Annotated in this window: 16 protein-coding genes; 1 reads left to right on the plus strand and 15 read right to left on the minus strand. The window is 67.1% G+C overall.

Annotation, left to right across the window (positions count from 1 at the left end; genetic code table 11):
- Nucleotides 1–3: 3 nt before the first annotated feature.
- Genes GPJ75_RS20600 through GPJ75_RS20630 form a run of 7 tightly spaced genes read right to left on the minus strand, consistent with a single transcriptional unit; the run spans nt 4 to nt 7,742 of the window.
- Nucleotides 4–678 carry a class I SAM-dependent methyltransferase gene (locus tag GPJ75_RS20600; RefSeq protein WP_425483175.1) on the minus strand — a complete coding sequence of 225 codons (675 nt, stop codon included), beginning with the start codon at nt 676–678 and terminating at the stop codon, nt 4–6.
- Between the two features lie 17 nt (nt 679–695).
- Nucleotides 696–1,157, minus strand: coding sequence for a MarR family winged helix-turn-helix transcriptional regulator (locus GPJ75_RS20605; RefSeq protein WP_163270798.1), 462 nt, complete (start codon nt 1,155–1,157; stop codon nt 696–698).
- Nucleotides 1,154–1,738, minus strand: coding sequence for an amino acid synthesis family protein (locus GPJ75_RS20610; RefSeq protein WP_163270800.1), 585 nt, complete (start codon nt 1,736–1,738; stop codon nt 1,154–1,156). The genes GPJ75_RS20605 and GPJ75_RS20610 overlap by 4 nt, the downstream gene beginning before the upstream one ends.
- Nucleotides 1,731–2,618: a UPF0280 family protein gene (locus tag GPJ75_RS20615; RefSeq protein ID WP_163270802.1), complete on the minus strand. Its 888-nt coding sequence runs from the start codon at nt 2,616–2,618 to the stop codon at nt 1,731–1,733. Before GPJ75_RS20615 ends, GPJ75_RS20610 begins: the two co-directional genes overlap by 8 nt.
- Complete coding sequence (locus tag GPJ75_RS20620) at nt 2,615–4,141, minus strand: 6-hydroxynicotinate reductase (RefSeq protein ID WP_163270804.1); 1,527 nt, start codon at nt 4,139–4,141, stop codon at nt 2,615–2,617. The genes GPJ75_RS20615 and GPJ75_RS20620 overlap by 4 nt, the downstream gene beginning before the upstream one ends.
- Nucleotides 4,138–6,885, minus strand: a complete 2,748-nt coding sequence (locus GPJ75_RS20625; protein ID WP_163270806.1) for a molybdopterin-dependent oxidoreductase — start codon at nt 6,883–6,885, stop codon at nt 4,138–4,140. The genes GPJ75_RS20620 and GPJ75_RS20625 overlap by 4 nt, the downstream gene beginning before the upstream one ends.
- Complete coding sequence (locus GPJ75_RS20630; RefSeq protein ID WP_163270808.1) at nt 6,882–7,742, minus strand: FAD binding domain-containing protein; 861 nt, start codon at nt 7,740–7,742, stop codon at nt 6,882–6,884. Before GPJ75_RS20630 ends, GPJ75_RS20625 begins: the two co-directional genes overlap by 4 nt.
- A 155-nt stretch (nt 7,743–7,897) precedes the next feature.
- On the opposite strand from GPJ75_RS20630, the gene pncA reads away from it, so the two are divergent.
- Complete coding sequence (pncA, locus tag GPJ75_RS20635) at nt 7,898–8,497, plus strand: bifunctional nicotinamidase/pyrazinamidase (protein WP_163270810.1); 600 nt, start codon at nt 7,898–7,900, stop codon at nt 8,495–8,497.
- 49 nt (nt 8,498–8,546) lie between these two features.
- Here pncA and GPJ75_RS20640 read toward each other — a convergent pair whose 3' ends face one another.
- The 8 genes from GPJ75_RS20640 to GPJ75_RS20675 form a co-directional block, all read right to left on the minus strand.
- Nucleotides 8,547–9,254 (minus strand): ABC transporter ATP-binding protein, encoded by a 708-nt coding sequence (locus tag GPJ75_RS20640; protein ID WP_163270812.1) that lies wholly within the window; start codon nt 9,252–9,254, stop codon nt 8,547–8,549.
- Between the two features lie 2 nt (nt 9,255–9,256).
- Nucleotides 9,257–9,988, minus strand: coding sequence for an ABC transporter ATP-binding protein (locus GPJ75_RS20645; protein ID WP_163270921.1), 732 nt, complete (start codon nt 9,986–9,988; stop codon nt 9,257–9,259).
- A complete protein-coding gene (locus GPJ75_RS20650) occupies nt 9,985–10,938 on the minus strand; it encodes a branched-chain amino acid ABC transporter permease (protein ID WP_163270814.1) in 954 nt (317 codons plus the stop codon). Before GPJ75_RS20650 ends, GPJ75_RS20645 begins: the two co-directional genes overlap by 4 nt.
- The gene (locus GPJ75_RS20655) at nt 10,935–11,816 is read right to left on the minus strand and encodes a branched-chain amino acid ABC transporter permease (RefSeq protein ID WP_163270816.1); all 882 of its coding nucleotides are present in this window, start codon (nt 11,814–11,816) and stop codon (nt 10,935–10,937) included. The genes GPJ75_RS20650 and GPJ75_RS20655 overlap by 4 nt, the downstream gene beginning before the upstream one ends.
- A 347-nt stretch (nt 11,817–12,163) precedes the next feature.
- Entirely contained in the window at nt 12,164–13,468 is a 1,305-nt protein-coding gene (locus GPJ75_RS20660) for an ABC transporter substrate-binding protein (RefSeq protein ID WP_163270818.1), read from the minus strand.
- 147 nt (nt 13,469–13,615) lie between these two features.
- On the minus strand, nt 13,616–15,043 hold the full coding sequence (locus GPJ75_RS20665; RefSeq protein ID WP_246249148.1) for a hypothetical protein: 1,428 nt from the start codon (nt 15,041–15,043) through the stop codon (nt 13,616–13,618).
- Nucleotides 15,044–15,117: 74 nt separating this feature from the next.
- Entirely contained in the window at nt 15,118–15,357 is a 240-nt protein-coding gene (locus GPJ75_RS20670; RefSeq protein ID WP_163270820.1) for a hypothetical protein, read from the minus strand.
- A gap of 95 nt (nt 15,358–15,452) precedes the next feature.
- Nucleotides 15,453–16,400 (minus strand): DUF72 domain-containing protein, encoded by a 948-nt coding sequence (locus tag GPJ75_RS20675; protein WP_163270822.1) that lies wholly within the window; start codon nt 16,398–16,400, stop codon nt 15,453–15,455.
- Nucleotides 16,401–16,666: the final 266 nt, after the last annotated feature.

Consider the following 16,666-nt stretch of genomic DNA (forward strand, 5'->3'; position numbering starts at 1 on the left):
CCGTCAGGCGTCGCGCTTGAGCGAGAAGACGGCGCTGCTCTTCATCGGCGCGTTCTTGATGTCTCCGACATCGGGCACCGGATATTTGGCGAGCGTGCGGAGCCGCGGGCGGGGCAGGTAGGCGCGGCCGGGATCGCCGATAAGCACTTCGATGCCGGCGGCAAGGCAGCGGTCGAGGAAGGCCGTCACCCGCTCGGCGAGGGTGCGTTCGTAAAAGAGGTCACCGACTGCAACCAAATCCACCGCGGGCGGCGGTCCCGCGGTGAGATCCTGCGCGACCACCGCTACGGTGACGCCGTTCGCAAGGGTGTTGAGCGTGAGTGCGGCGATAGCGTTGCGGTCGATCTCGGCCGCGGTCACCGCGCCTGCCCCGGCTTTCGCCGCGGCGATGGCGACGATGCCGGAGCCGGCACCCAGATCGAGCACCCGTCGGCCGGCCACCGTCCCCGGCCGATCGAGGAGATAACGGGCAAGCACGGCGCCGCCGGGCCACGGATATGCCCAATAGGGCGGCTGAAATTCGGATCCTTCGTCCTGCTCGGCAAGACGACGCAGGCCGCTCCCCGGATGGGCGGTGTAAAGCTGGATTCCGGGAAGCGACGGGACTGGCGCAAGGTGCATGTTCGCGCGGATGAAATCCAGCGGGTCGAGTGCTCTGGTCAGCGTGGCTTCCTTCACTTCAGGGCCGCAAGGCGCTAGCCGTCCGCCAGCTTCGACAGCAGGCGCAGGAAGGTGGCGGCTTCGCGGGGTGTGAGGGGCGCGAGTGTTTCGTCGGTGACATCGCGGGCGCGCGGCAGCAGCGATTCGAGCGCGATGCGGCCCTCATCGGTGAGATTGACCAGGAGGCGGCGGCGGTCGTGGGCGTGCGGCGCGAGGGCGACAAGGCGGCGCGCCTTCAGCCGGTCGATGACGCCCTTGATCGTGGCCGCGTCCATGGCGATCAGCTGGCCGAGTTGGTTTTGCGAGGTCTCGCCCACCTCGTAGAGCTTGGCGAGAGCGGCGAATTGCGGCGGCGTGAGGTCTCCGATCCTGGCGGCAAAGATCGCAAGGTGGCGCTGGTTGGCCTTGCGCAGAACGAAACCCACCTGCTCGTCCAGACGGTAGTCCTCCGCCTTGCGGCCTTCCTCTACCAGTTTCAGCTTGCCGGAGACGCTCATCTGAGGCCGTCCTCTCCTTTGACGTTCTCGGCCTTGAGGCCGCCCATGCGTGCATGGACGCGCGGGCCGCAGGCCATGGCAAGGCAGAAGAGGATTTCGTCGGGCCGCGGCCCGTCGGCGATCCCCACTTCCATGGCGTCGAAATGGCTGCGCACGTAGGCAGCGTTGATGTGGCCGAGGGGGACGTCGATGCGCGCGCCAAAGGCACCGACCTTCTTGGCCGAGGGCACGATGGCTCTGGAGTCGCCCAGCCGCTCGCGCATGGCGTAGCCGCCGGGCACATGCCACAGGGCGCCGTGCTCCAGTTCGCCCGCCGTGCCGACGATGGCGCCCTTGCCGAAGCCGTCGATGACGGAGATGTCTCCGCCGAGCGTTTCGATGAGGCGGTCCGTGAGCTGCAGGCCGAGCGGTTTCAGGTCTTCCATGGCGCTTTCCAGTTCCTGCGCATAGCGCCCGGCGAAGGGGTTCTTCACCAGCGCCATGGCGGCGGCGCGCCGGCGCGGGGTCGCGGGCGCGGGCCCGCCCTCGTGGAAGATTTCCTCCGACAGCACGGCGATCTTGCGGATGGTGAATTCAGGCATGACAGATGGTCCTCCGGGGAAGCTCGTTGGTATTGCCGCCGGCTGCCGCAAGCGGGCCGCAGATGCGGCTTTCGCCGCGCAGGAACAGGGCGGCGGAATGGATGTGGCCGCGTTCGGCCATGGCGATCGCCATCGCAAGCCCACGCTCCAGCGCGGCGGCAATCTCCGTGCTGGAAAGCGGACCTACATCTTGCGTCACCAGCCGGTTGCCGAGATCACTATCGGGATCGATCTCCAAGGCGGGGATGCGGACAATGCCCGGATGGCCGGGCAGATCGACGGCGTTGGCGATCAGCGTCGCGGCGACGTCGGCCGCCGCCGCGTTCTCCGCCAATATGGTGACGGCATCGGCGATGCCCAGCGAATGGCTGCGCCCGCGCCAGCCGCTGGTGGCAATGCCGCGAACCGGATCGGCGGCGGCGATGGTCAGGCGATCAGCGAAGCCATGGCCGGTGCCGGCGATCGCCGCGCTCATGCGTTCGCCCGACGCCAGGTAAAGCGCGACGTCGCCGCCATTGTTAACATAGGCGCGCCGGAGGCGGCGGCCCGAGACCATGGCCGCCAGTATCTCGTCCGCCACGCTGCCCGCCACCGCCGCCATGGGCGTGACGAAGGTTTGAGAGTGGCGCAACGTCGCCGCTTCCATGCGTCTGGCCGTCGCGAAGCGGAAAGCGCGGGGCGTCCTGCCCACCGGGCAGCGCAAGGAGGAAAGCTCCGATACGAGTTCTTCCAGGATTGTCTCGAAGCGCTCGGCGGCCTGGGCATAAGCCGCCTGCCGCTCCTCTTCCGGGCCGAAGGCTTCGATGACGAGGTCGATGGGCCCGTGGTTCATGTGCAGCCGGCGGCGGTCGGAGAGCCAGGTGACGGCAGGACCGCTCATCCCTTTGGCTCCCGGCGCAGCTGCTGTAGCGGCGGCCAGGGATTGCCCGCCGGCGCTGCCTTCCCCTCGCGGGTGTTGAAATATTCGCCGCCTTTTTCCAGCACGTCCTCGATCGGGCGGATCTCATCCGTATATCCGCCGAGGCGGATATAGTCGTCGCGGCGCAGGGTGAATTCGATGGGCGCCACAAGTGCGGGTGTCGGCACGTAACCGAAGGCGTTGTCCGGCATGCGCGAGACGTCGACCATCAGGGTGATGCCACCGCCCGGCCAGACGTAGACCGGCGCGCCGCCGCAGGTGACGTAGGTCTGAAGGCCTTGCACGGAGCGGGTGAGGTTCACCGGGTTTTCGGTCACGCCGGCGCGCAAGCTACCACCCGCCCCGCCCATGAAGAGCACGGTGCAAAGGGCGGGTTCGCAATTCTCCTCGATGAGTTCGACCGATTTGCGCAGCCGTTCCGGGAACTGCTTCTGCACGGGCTTCAGATCGTCGTCGAGCTCGTAATAGGCGAACTGCTCGCCCGTGGTGGAGACCATGAGCAGGGAAAGGCCGGGCCGCGCGCCCTTCCTGGCGTTGAAATCGCCCAGGATCTCCAGCGGGTTGGAGATCGTCGTACCGCCCCAGCCGAGCCCCGGCTCCGAGACCTTGAAATAGCGGCCGGGGGTGGAGCGGCGGCCGATGATCTTTATGCCGGTATCCTCCCAGCCGATGACCTTGCCCGCCTGGTGCTCGGAGACGACGCCGGTGATGTGGTCGTCGACCACCACCACCTCGTCCACCAGCCCCCGCCACTGGGTGGCGAACATGCCGATGGTGGCGGAGCCGCAGCCGACCCGCATACGCTCCTCACGTCTGCCGTCGATGATCGGGGCAGCACCCGCCTGGACAACCACCGTGGCGCCGCCGTCGATGGCGAGTTCCACCGGCTTCTTGTTGCACAGGTCCATGAGCGTGCTGCAGGTGACGCGGCCTTCCGCCTTGGAGCCGCCGGTGAGGTGCTTCACGCCGCCGAGCGAGAGCATCTGCGAGCCGTATTCGGCGGTGGTCACGTGGCCCACCGGCTCGCCCTCGGCGCGGACGGTGGCGGTCTCGGGGCCGAGGTGCCGGTCGGTATCGATCTTCACCTTGACGCCGCAATAGGAGAAGATGCCCTCGGTGACGACGGTCACGAGGTCGACACCTTCGACCTCCTGGGAGACGATGAAGGGCGCGGGCTTGTAGTCCGGATAGGTGGTGCCGGCGCCGATGGCGCTGACGAAGCGGCGCTTCGTATTGACCAGTTCGCCGCCCCAGGGTTCCTTGTCGCCGAATGGGACCACCGCGCTGCCCTCCTCCTCGGCGTGCTCGAGGATGGTGACGGGATCGCAGCGGGTGATCTTACCGCCGAAATTGCCGTAGCGGTCGCAGGCGCCGGTGCGGCCCTCGGCGATGTAGCACATCACCGGGCAGGCGTCGCAGCGCAGCTTTTCGCCGGTCGGCTTCTGCGGCGGCTCGATCTCGAAGCGTTCGGAAAGCTCGTTCATGGGGCTTTCTCCACCGCCTGAATTGCCGCGAGCACGCGGGCGGGTGTGGCCGGCACCTTGGTGATCTCGGCGCCCGTGGCGTGGCGGATGGCGTTGAGGATCGCCGGCGCGGTCGGGATCAGCACGTGCTCGCCCAGCCCCTTGGCGCCGAACGGGCCTTCCGGGTCCGGCACTTCTATCAGAATCGTCTCGATCTCCGGCACGTCGCCGATGGTGGGTATGAGATAGTCATGCAGGTTCTCCGTGCGGCCCGGAATGTACTCTTCCATCAGCGCAAGGCCGATACCTTGCGCGATGCCGCCCTCGATCTGGCCCTCGGCGAGAAGCGGGTTGATCGCGCGGCCGACGTCATGCGCGGCGGTGACCTTCAGGAGCTTTACCGTGCCCAGCGTCACATCCACCTCCAGCTCCACGAGCTGGGCGCCGTAGCCGTAGACGGCGTAGGGCTTGCCCTGCCCCTTCTCGTCGAGCGCCTCGGTCGGCGGGTCGTAGGTGGCTTGCGCGGCGAAGGCGTAGCCGTCCGCGTCGAGCGGCAGCGACGAGAGGGCGATGCTGCGCCGCACTTCGCCCTCGCTCACCAGGAGGTGCTGGCCTTCGATGGCGATCTCCGCTGCCTCCGAGACGTTGGCGAAGCGCAGGATCTTCTCGCGCAGCGCACGGCCGGCAAGCTCCGCCGCCTTGCCGGAAACATAGGTCTGGCGCGAGGCCGAGGTCTTGCCGGCATCGGGCGTCATGCTCGTGTCGCCGCCGATAAGCGTGAAGGCGCAGAGGGGGAGGCCAAGGGCGTCGGCGCAAATCTGGGTCACCACGGTGTTCGAGCCCTGGCCGATGTCGACGGCACCCTGATGCAGGACGACGCGGCCATCGGGCGTAATACCGAGCTTCATGGTCGATGGGTTGGGCAGTGAGGTGTTGCCGCAGCCATACCAGCAGGAGGCAACGCCAACGCCGCGACGGGTCTTGCCGGAGGCGGCGTTGTGGCGCGCGGCCTCCTCGAGGGAGCGCCGCCAATGCGGGCGCAGTTGCTCCAGGCACGGGCGGATGCCGACGCCGCTCTCCAGAAGCTGGCCGCAGGTGGTTTTCTGCCCGTCCGTCAATGCATTGAGGATGCGGAACTCCAGCCGGTCGAGGCCGAGCTTTTCGGCCAGCCGGTCGTAGAGCGTCTCCTGCATGATGGTGGCCTGGGGCACGCCGAAGCCGCGGAAGGCACCGGACACCGGGCCGTTGGTGTGGATGGCGCGGCCGACGGCGCGGTAATTGGGCGTGAGATAGGGGCCGGAGGCGTGCACCGGCACGCGGTTGGCCACCGTCGGGCCCCAACTCGCATAGGCGCCGGTGTTGAAGTCGCCTTCGAAGACCATGCCGGTGACGCGGCCCCGTGCATCCGCCCCGATAGCGGCCTTCATCGAGGCGGGGTGGCGCTTGGTGGTGGAGCGCATGGAATCGCCGCGCGTATAGGCAAGGGCCGCCGGGCGCCCGGTCTTCAGCGCTACGAGGCCGATCAGCGGCTGCAGCGAGACGTCGAGCTTGGAGCCAAAGCCGCCGCCGGTCGCCAGCGGCACGATGCGCACTTTCTCCGGCGGCAGTCCCAGGACGGCGGCCGTGTCGTCGCGGTCCATGTAGGGGGCCTGGGTGCACGCCTTGACGACAAGCGTGTCGCCCTCCATGGTGGCATAGCCGGCCTCGGGCTCGATGTAGGCGTGCTCGACATAGGAGGTCTCGATGGCACCGCCGACGGTGGCATGGGCGCTCGCCAGCGCGGCCTCCGGGTCGCCGCACTCGACGTAGCCCTGTGTCAGCAGGTTGCCGTCGCGGCCCTCATGCAGCGGCGGGAAGGAGGTTTTCGCCTCCTCGGGCGAAAGTGCGTGGGGAAGCTCCTTCCAGGCAATCGGGAAGTCGGCCAAGTCGAGGTCTTCGATCGCCGCGCGCTCGCCGGCGATGAGCGCTACAGCCTCGCCGCGGAAGCGCACCCGGTTTTCCGCCAGCGCGGGCTGGTCGGCGAAGGGCGGGATAACGCCGAAGCGGTTGCGGCCGGGGATGTCGGCGGCGGTGAATACGGCAAGGATGCCGGGATGTGCGCCGAGGAAGGCGTTCGTGTCGCCGATCTCGAACGCCGCGTGCCAGTGCGGCGAGCGCACGACCAGCACGGAAAGCGCATCCTCCGGCCGCTCGTCGGCGCCGAAGATCTCTGCACCCGTCACCTTGCGCTCGCCGTCGAGGCGGATGGGCGAGGCGCCAACGGCCGCACGGGCGGGGATGAGCGCGGTGTCGAGCGCGGTTGGGCCGTTGGCGTTTGTCACCGCGCGCACGATCTTGCGATATCCCGTGCAACGGCAAAGGACCCCGCCCAAGGCATCCTGCACTTCAATCTCGCTGGGAGCCGGGTTTTTCTCCAGAAGCGCCGTCGCAGTCACCAGAAGACCCGGCGTGCAGATGCCGCACTGGGCGGCGCCGTGGCGCAGGAACGACTGCTGCAGGGCCGATAGGGTACCGTTGGCAAGGCCCTCCACCGTGCGCACGCGCGCGCCTTCTACGCTCGCCGCCGGGGTCAGGCAGGCGCACACCACCTCGCCGTCGACGATAACCGAACAGGCCCCGCAATCGCCGGCGTCGCAGCCGACCTTGGTGCCCGTCAGGCCGAGCTCATCGCGCAGGACGGAGGAGAGGCGCTGCACGGGCGAGATGGCGAGGGCAACCGGTTTGCCGTTGATCTCGAAGGAGAGGGAGACGGGGGTGGCGCTCATGCGGCAAGTCCTCCCTCAGCACTGCTGCCCATCGCCTGAAGCAGTGCGCGGGCGACGATCTCGCGCGCGGCCTGCAGGCGGTAGCTCGCCGTGCCGCGAACGTCGTCGATGGGCGAAAGCTCGGGGAACCCATAAGCGGCGACGATGCCGGCGCAGGCCTGCACCGGGTGGCCTTTCAGCCCATCCTCGAGGCCGGCAAGGCGTTGAGCGACGGCCGAGCATGAGCCGACGGAGACGGCGGCCTCGGCGATTTGTCCCTGGGCGGCGGTCACGCGCGCGGCCGCCATGGCGATGGAGATGACCAGATAGCGGCGGGCGCCAAGCTTGACGAAACCGGAAGCGCCGGTGGCCGCTTGCCGGGGGATGCGGACGGCGGTGACCATTTCGCCGGGCCCGAGCGCCGTCTTCCGGTTGCCGAGAATGAAGTCTTTCAGCGGCAGGACGCGGGTTTTCTTCACCGAGCGGATTTCCACCTCCGCCTCGAGGATGAGCAGCGGCGGCACGCCGTCGGCGGCCGGCGAGGCGTTGCAGAGATTGCCGGCGACGGTGCCGCTGTTCTGGATCTGGATCGAGCCCACCTCGCGCGCGGCCAGCTTCAGCGCGTCGAAGGCGGGCGGCAGAGGATGGCGGAGAACTTCGGTCCACGTGGTGCGGGCACCGATTATGATGTGGCTCTCGGTCTCGGAGATGCCCTTCAAGACTGCAAGGCCGTTGATGTCGAGCACGTTGCCGCGCAGCGGAGCGCTGCCGAGCGTGGGATAGAAATCCGTGCCGCCGGCAAGCATCGTCCACCGCGCCTCGTCCAAAAGCCGGAGCGCTTCTTCAAGGTCGGTCGGTTTCGCGTAGCGTGTCGCCATGCCGCGCTGCCTGCCTCGTTCCCCGTCGCGCCTTCTCTTGTCGTTCGTGCGGGCGCGGAATTCGTTCGTGTACAAATGATATACCTCGCGGCCGGCTTGTCAAAGGGGAACATTGGGCTAGGTTGCGGGAGGACCCACGCAAACGGAGACGCGGCATGGCCGACGAGGCGCTCATCGTCATCGACGTTCAGAACGATTTCTGCCCCGGCGGGGCGCTGGCCGTGGAAGCGGGGGACGAGGTGGTGCCGGTGATCAACCGGCTGATCCAGCGCTTCGACCATGTGGTGCTGACGCAGGACTGGCACCCGGCCGGCCACTCCAGCTTCGCCTCCTCGCATCCGGGCAAGGCGCCGTTCGAGACAATCGAAATGCCCTATGGCGAGCAGACGCTGTGGCCGGACCACTGCGTACAGGGGACGAAAGGCGCGGCGTTCCGCGAGGGGCTGGAATGGACCAAGGCGGAGCTCGTCATCCGCAAGGGGTTTCGCAAGGAAATCGACAGCTATTCGGCTTTTTTCGAGAACGACCACGAAACGCCCACCGGGCTCACCGGCTATCTGCGTGAGCGCGGCATCGCCAGGGTGACGTTCGCCGGGCTCGCCACGGATTTCTGCGTGGCGTTCTCGGCACTCGACGCGCGGCGCCAGGGGTTCGAGGCGACGGTGATCCTGGGGGCCTGCCGGGGGATCGACCTCGGCGGTTCGATGGCGGCGATGACGCAGCGGATGCGGGAGGCGGGGGCGGGGCTCGCTTAGACCAGGATGAAGCGCGCTGGGGTGGTCCGACCTCATCCGGCCCCAGGCCCTACCCCACCCCCACGTACCGGTGCACCATCTCCGGGTCCTCGCGCAGCCGCGCCACGTCCACCGTCTCCCGGTTCTGCCCGTTCTCGATGAAGGAGACGCGGTCGGCGACGGGGAGGACGGCGTCGACGCGCTGCTCGACGAGGATGGTGGAGACGCCGTGCTCGCGCAGGGCGGAAACGGTCTCGCGGATGCGGGCGATCATGGAGGGCATGAGGCCTTCGGTCGGCTCGTCGAGGAGGAGCACGTCCGGCTCCAGGCAGAGCGCACGGGCCATGGCGAGCATCTGCTGCTCGCCGCCGGAAAGGGTGCCGGAGCGCTGTCTCAGCCGCTCGCGCAGGATGGGGAAGAGGCTGAGCACATGCTCGCGCGTGGCTTCGCCCTTGTTGCGGGCCATGAGGCCGATTTCGAGGTTTTCGGCGACGGTGAGCTCGGCGAAGAGGCGGCGGCCCTGCGGCACGTAGGCAACGCCTGCCTTGGGTACTTCGTGGGCGGCCAGGCGCGACAGCGCCATTTCGCCTTTCAGGATGCTGCCGGCGCGCACGGGCAAAATGCCCATGACGGCCTTCAAGGCCGTGGTCTTGCCGGCGCCGTTGCGGCCCAGCAGGCAGTGGACCTCGCCCTCATAGAGTTCGAGCGAGAGGCCGCGCAGGATCTGCACGTCGCCGTAGAAGCAGTCGATCCGGTCGAGTTTCAGCGCAGTCGCCATCGTCAGCCTCCCAGGTATGCCTGCTGGACGGCCTTGTCGGCGCGGATCTCTTCCGGCGTGCCCTCGGCGAGGATGCGGCCCTGGTCCATGACGGTGATGCGCTCGGCCAGCGCCATCACCACATCCATGTTGTGCTCTATGAGGAGGACCGTGGCCTCCCGGCCGATCTCGCGCACCAGGGCGACGAAGCTGTCGATCTCGCCGTCGGAAAGCCCCTGGGTCGGCTCGTCGAGGATGAGGAGGCGCGGCTTCAGTGCCAGGCCCATCGCCACCTCGAGAAGCCGCTGGTGACCGTAGGCGAGGTTGCCGGCGCGCTTTTCCGCAAAGTCCGCAAGCCCCGTCTTTTCCAGCGCCGCCATGCCCTCTTCCTCGAGCGCACGCGCCGTCGGGCGTGCCTGCCTGTCGTCGAGCAGGTGGCGCTGGGCGGCGAGCGCCACGTTGTCGAAGACGGTGAGGTTGGAAAAGATGCTGGTGATCTGGAAGGTGTAGGCTATGCCGGCGCGCACGCGCTTGTGGGCGGGCAGACGCGAGACGTCGCGGCCGTCGAAGACGACAGTGCCCGAGGACGGCAGGATGCGGCCGCAGACGAGGCTGACGAAGGTGGTCTTGCCGGCGCCGTTGGGGCCGATGATGGCGCGGATCTGCCCCTCCGGCAGGGCGAAGTCCACCTCCCGCACCGCCTTCAGGCCGCCGAAGGAACGGCTGAGGCCCCGCGTCGAAAGAAGCGGCGTCACGGCAGCCATGGCAGCCACCTTTCGCGCACCGTGCCGGCGATGCCCTTCGGGAAATAGAGGATGAGCAGGATGAGAGCGAGGCCGACGACCAATAGATACGCGGTGGTGTAATCCGACGCCGTGTCGATGATGTAGAACATGAACAACGTGCCGATAAGGGGCCCCAGCGTGGTCGCGGCGCCGCCGAGAAGGACCCAGAGAAGCGGCAGGATGGAATACTGGATGGAAGCGAAGCCGGAGCCGACATAGCCGAAGAGAACGGCATAGGCGGCGCCCGCAGCGGCGCAGATGAGGCCGGAGATCACCACGGAAGCGAGCTTGTTGGCAAAGACGTCGTAGCCCAGCATGCGCATGCGCTCCTCGTTCTCGCGGATGGCGATCAGCGCCCGGCCATAGGGGGAGCGGACGAGGATGAGGACGAGGCCAAGCACGATAGTGAGGAGCGCCAGTGCGGCCATATAGCGGGTGGCCGGGTCGGTGAGGCTGAAGCTCGCGCCGGGCAGGGCGAGCGAGCGCATCGCCTGCGGCAGGACCAGGCCTTCCTCGCCGCGTGTATAGGTCGTGAAGTAGAGGGTGGTCAGGTAGAAGACCTGGGCGAACATGAGGGTGACGATCATGAAGGCGACCCCCGTCGTCCTCAGCGCCAGGAAGCCGACGACGAGCGCAAGAAGGGTGCCGGCGAGAAGGCCGGCGCCAAGGGCCGGCCAGACGCTCCAGCCGAGATGGTAGATGGTGAGGCCGGCGCCGTAGAGGCCGGCGGCGAAGAACATGGCGTGCCCGAGGCTCAAAAGCCCGGTGTAGCCGAAGGCCAGGTTGTAGCCCATGGCGAAGACGGCCAGCACCATGACGCGGGAGAAGATGCCGCGGTGATATTCCGGCAGCAGGAAGTTGAGGGCGAAGAGCAGCAGGATAACAGCTGCGTGGAGCCAGAGGCTTTTTACATTCGTCATCGCGCCACCGTCCCGAACAGGCCCTGGGGGCGGAAGACCAGCACCAGGGCGACCAGGAGGGTGGTCAGCATCTTGGCAAGCGTCGGCGAGAAGAACATGGAGATGATGCCGTCCGAAAGGCCGATGAGGATCGCCGCGACCACCGTGCCGCGCAGGGAGCCGAGCCCGCCGATGATGACGACGATGAAGGACAGAAGCAGCGGATCGAGGCCCATCAGGTAATGGGCCTGCTGAATGGGAACGATGAGGACCGCGGCGACGGCCGCAAGTGCCGCGCCCAGCGCGAAGACGCCGGCATAGACGCGGCCGACGGGGATGCCGAAGGCTTGTGCCGTCTCGCGGTCGTACTGGGTGGCGCGCATGACGAGGCCGATCTTCGTGCGCGTGAGCGCGAACCAGGTGGCGAGCATCATGAGGATGGAAGCGACGATGACGGCCAGCTTATAGGCCGAGTAACCGAACCAGGGCAGGCTGATGCGCATGTCGAAGGGCGCCTGCACCGGCCGCGCCTCCGGACCGTAGAAAGTGAGCGCGAGCTGCTGGAGAATGTAGAGAAGGCCGATGGTGGCGACGATGGTGGCTTCCGGTTCGTAATTGAGCCGGCTCAGCACCAGGCGCTCGGCGAGGAAGGCTATCGCCGCGACGACCAGCGGGCTGAGGATGAGGGCGAGGAGGAAGCCGATGGCCGGGTGGCCGCTCACGAGGCTGGCAAACCACCAGGCGAGGACGGCGCCCAGCATGTAGAACTCGCCATGGGCGACGTTGACTACGCGCATGACGCCGAAGACCAGCGAGAGGCCGAGCGCCATCAGGGCCAGCACCGCCGCGGTGACGAGGCCTTCAAGGGTGGCGAGGAGGAGGTAGGGTCCGAAGGCCATGGGCGGCTAGGTATCGGAATGGACGAGGTGGGGTTCGCTGGCATTCACGGTGGGCATTCTCCGCGGCTAGAGCAATTCCAGGAAAAGTGGAAACCGGTTTTCCGTCCGGAATTGCGTAAAATCAAAAGGCTAGATCATTTCATCGTTTCCGTGAAACGGTGAAATGATCTAGTGGGGAAGAGAGCGTTCCCTCGTGCATCATCCCTGCCAAGGGAGCGTCAGCTCCCGCGAGCCGGGACCCATTCCGTAACCTTTCCACGTTCCGGAATGGGTCCCGGACAGCCTCCGCCCTATACGGGCTCCGGCTTCCGGGATGAGGCGCGCGAGGACTTTGCGCTCTGGTTACGTCAGAACGCCATCGCCGTATAATCCGCTTCCGGCTCGTAGAGCCCGTCGTCGATCGACGTCCGGTGCACCACCTCCAGCTTGCCGTCCTTCACCTGGCTGATGCTCTGCTCGCCGAAGACCTGGTGGATCTTGCCGTTGAAGACCTTCCGGCCCTGCGGGTGCTCCCGCCCGGCTTCCATCTCGCTCATGGCCTCGGTGGCCTCGATCAGCTTGGCGCGGTCGTCCGGTCCCTGGTAGTCGGCGGCTTCCATGGCGGCCTTGATGACGTGGAGTGTCTCCCAGCAGCCGAACATGTGGGCGGCGGTGGAGACGTCCTGCGGGTCGTTGAGGCTCGCGCCGTTCTCGTCGATGCCGACGGTCTCGCGGTAGAAGGAGACGTGGTCGGGCTGGTCGGCTTGCGCGTAGCGCGGCATGCCTTCCCAGAAATGGCTGCCCTCGAGGAATTCGAGGCCGGGGCTGTTGATGTCGACGGCTTCCAGCGAATCGATGAAGCCGAAGAGCTGCGGTCCGCCGGTGCCGAAGAACTCGCCCATCTCCTTGACGAAGGTGAGCACCGCCGGGCCGACCATGACATGATAAATCACGTCCGTGTCGCGCGGGATCTGCGGGAAATAGCGGGTAAAGGAGGTCTCCGTCGGCGGGATCGGCACCTTGGCGACCACCTCGCCGCCCTGGGCCGCAATCGCCGGCTCGAAGAAGTCGCGATGGTCGTGGCCGAAGGCATAGTCGGGATAGACCAGTGTAACCTTCTTGCCGAGGTTGCCGGCAATCCACGGGGCGACGGAGCGCACCTGCGCCTTCACGTCGGTGATGCCCGGCTGCACGCAGTAGCGGTTCAGCTTGCCGGAGGCGACGTGGTAGCCTTCGCTCACCACGTAGTAGGGGATCTTCAACTCGCCCGCCATCGGGGCGGAGCCGACGACGACGTGCGAGAAGAGCGTGCCGTAGACGAGATCGACCTTATGCTGGTTGGCGAATTTCTGCACCACCTCGGAGCCGCGCGCCGGGTCGGTGCCGTCGTCCTCGATGACGATCTCCAACGGCCGCCCGTTGATGCCGCCTTCGTCGTTGATGAGCTTGGCGGCGGCATTGGTCACGCGTTCGTACCAGCGGCCATAGGCGGCGCCGATGCCGGTGCGGTGGCACTGGAAACCGATCCTGATGGGCTCGGAGGACTGCGCCTGGGCAAAGCGCGTGAAGCCGGGCGCGGCCATCAGGCCGGCGGCGGCGCCGAGGCCCTTGAGCGTCGTCCTGCGGGTGAGCCCGCTACCCGAAAGGATATTGGTATTGCGATCTTCCCTCATGCCGTTCCCCTTCATCGGCTGTCGTGGCCAAGTGTCCAGGCTATTTTGAGCGACGTTTCTTGTTGCCGAAAATCACTTGTGTACAAACTAAATCACCAATCGCGCCTTTCGGCAATACGGCATCGCACAAGCGGCGTTCGGCGCATCTTATCCGGCTGTCGGCGTCGAGAGAAGCCACAGCCCGAAGACCGTATAGCCGACCATGAGGAAGGTCATGGGGATCTGGCTCAGGCCGGCGCGGCGGGCCGATCCGTGGAGCCGGTAGGCACTAGCATGGGCGAGAACGACCGCCAGGATATGGCCGGCGACGATGGCCGCGGCCTGGGCGTTCCAGATCGTCCAGGCGGCGCGGGCGCCCAACACGACGCCCGCCTCGACATGGGCAATCGACGTGCCGAAGAGGTTCCGGCCCTTGAAAAATGGGTCGGACATGGCGGCCAGCGCATACTGGCCGTTGACCAGAAGGGCCGCGAGGTAATGGGAGAAGTGATAGGCGAGCGCGATGGGCGCGATGGACCAGACGAGAAGGCCCGCCGCCCGTCTCCACTCGCGTCCGCCGGCCAGGCGTTCGCCCGCCCATGTGGCGAGCGCGAAGGCGGCACCGAGGCAGAGGAAGACGGCGAGGAGGCCGAGCGTGTTCTGCCAGATCACCGCGGAGCGGCCGGGAAAGGCCAGCGGGTTGATGCCGATCAGGCCGAGCCAGAAGAAGGTGCGCATGAGGCCGTCGAAGGAGACGGTGGCGAGCGCCAGGAGAAGAAAGGCGATGCCGCTTGGCGGCAGGGGCTGCGTATCCATGAGCTTGCCGCCGGGCAAGCCGAGGGAGAGGTGGAAGCCCTTCGGCGTCTGGCGGGCCGCGAAGAGAGAAAGCCGCGAGAGCATGCGGAAGAAGACCGAGAGGAATTCCATGCGCCCGGTCCAGGCGTCGAAGCCAAAAAGGCAGATGCCGGCAAAGGCGAAGAGCCAGTAGGCAAGAGCGGCGGCGGCCAGCCGCGCCGGGTCGTCCGGCGCCGTGTCGATCAGCTCGAACCAGGCGAAGGCGAAAAGGAGAAGCAGGGCGGGCTTGTAGCCGAGCCTCCCGGGAAGGCGGAACCATCCCTCCTTCCGGCCCGTCAGATGCGCGAAGAGCCTCCACGGCCCGTACCAGGGATTGAGCCACGCCCAGAGGTTTCCGAACAGACCATGGGCAAGCGTGAGCCCCACCCACAGAAGCGTCCACACCGTGAGCGGCAGCGGGTTGGCGAGCGGATCGCGGCTGCCGGATACGCCGGCATAAAGGAGGAGCGCGAAGAAAAGGAAGGAAAGAAGGCTTGTGGCGGCGCGCCCGTCCACCGGCAGGTTGGCGAGCGGCAGGCGCTTTTCGCCCAGCCGCGCCACGGTTCGCGGAGGCAGGAAGGCGAGCACGAGGAAACTTGCCGCCACCGCCAGCGCCCCACCCATCGCGTAATACTGCGTCGGCAGAAGAAGCACATGTCCCCGCTCCGAGGCATGCGCGAAGGCCGGCCCGCACAGGACGAAGGCTGTGACCGGTGTAGTAGTGACGGAGAGGAAGGCGAAGCGGCGGGCGGCAAACTGCATGCCGCCAATGTGGCCGAGACGCGACGATTTGAAAAGCGGGCGCGCGCCTCGCCTTGGAAGCGCGCGCCGGGACTTCAGATTCCGAGCAGCGTCTTGGCTTCTCCCAGCGACGCCTCGGATGCGGCATGGTCGCCGGCCTGGTGCTGCTCTTCGCCCTGCGCGCGCAGCTCCATGACCTTTGCCCTATCCTCGTCCGAGAGATCGGCCGTCTCCAGCGCCGCGTCAACCTCCGCCATGAGGGCGGGGCATTGATTGGCGAGGGCCGTCACCGGGAAGGCAAGCAGCGACAATGCGAGAATGATGGAACGCAACATGGAAAGCTCCTCCTTCGCCGGCGTGACATCTGCTGCATTTTGCCGGCGAAGCGGACCATACCGCCGCGCTCTGGCGCTGTGAAGGCGAGGAGCGCTCACGATTGCGCGAGCTTGTCCGGCACGGGTGACGACCGGGCGGGCCCTTCCGGCCGGTGTTGCCGCCGGGGCTCAGCCCCCAAGCGGGCGGCAAGCGCCTCTGCATCGAAGGGCGCGCGCACCTTCACGTCATTGTCGAAATAGACGAACACGTCGCGCCCACGGTCGAGCGGTCTCGTCGGGGCAAGCACACGCTCGGCATTCCCAGGCTCGCGGCCGCGCGTCCAGGCCCGAACGCGCTTTGCCCAGCGGTCGAGCGCCGCCTCGTCATAGCCGCTCGTGTAAAGCTGCTCGGCGCCGTGCAGCCGGCAATAGACGAAGTCGGCCGTCAGATCCATGAGCAGGGGCCATTGCGGTGTGTCGGCGCATACCAGCGCCACGCCGTAGCGGCGCAAAAGCGCGATGAAAGCTTCCGTGCGGAAGCTGTCATGGCGAATCTCGAGGGCATGGCGCAGCGGGCGCCTGGCGTCGGGCTCGAGCCAGGCGCGCCCGGTCAAGCGCGAATCGTGCCGCCGCGCCAGCCGCGCTGCCTCCTCTGTGTCGTGCGGGAGGAGGGCGAGGAAGGCTTCCAGGCGGCCGGCATCGAACGCCGTCTGCGGCGGCAACTGCCAGAGGACCGGCCCCAGCTTCGGCCCCAGCCGCAAGACCCCCGAGGCCAGGAAATTGGCGAGCGGCGTCTTCGCGTCCCGCAGTTTCAGCATATGGGTGATGTAGCGCGAGCCCTTGATTGCGAAGACGAAATCGTCGGGCGTTTCCTCGCTCCAGCGTGCAAAGCTTTCAGGCCGCTGCAGGCCGTAAAATGTGCCGTTGATCTCAATTGAACGGAACTGTTGCGCCGCATAGGCGAGTTCCTTCTTCTGAGGAAGATCGGCCGGATAGAAGACGCCGCGCCAGGGCGGATAGGTCCAGCCGGATATGCCGATGCGGATAGTTCCTGCTGTCGTCATGCTGGTCTCAGTGCCCGTTCGAAGGCGAGGCGCTCTCTTCGCGTTGGTTCCCATCGAAAACCCGGGGTGCGATGGCATCGTTCCGTCGGGCCGGGCGCTATATGTGTTTTTGACGGGCTTGCGCCGCTGCCTGCGCACGTAGACGGTCTCCGCCGCGGCGAAGGACGGCAGCGCCTGGAGCGGTGGTCCCGCGTGCCGTTGTTCCTCTGGCTGACAGCCCGCCCGCTGGCCGCCTGACATCCGCAGGGCGATCGGTCAATTTACGT

The organism is Chelativorans alearensis (assembly GCF_010993735.1).
Lineage (GTDB): Bacteria > Pseudomonadota > Alphaproteobacteria > Rhizobiales > Rhizobiaceae > Chelativorans > Chelativorans alearense.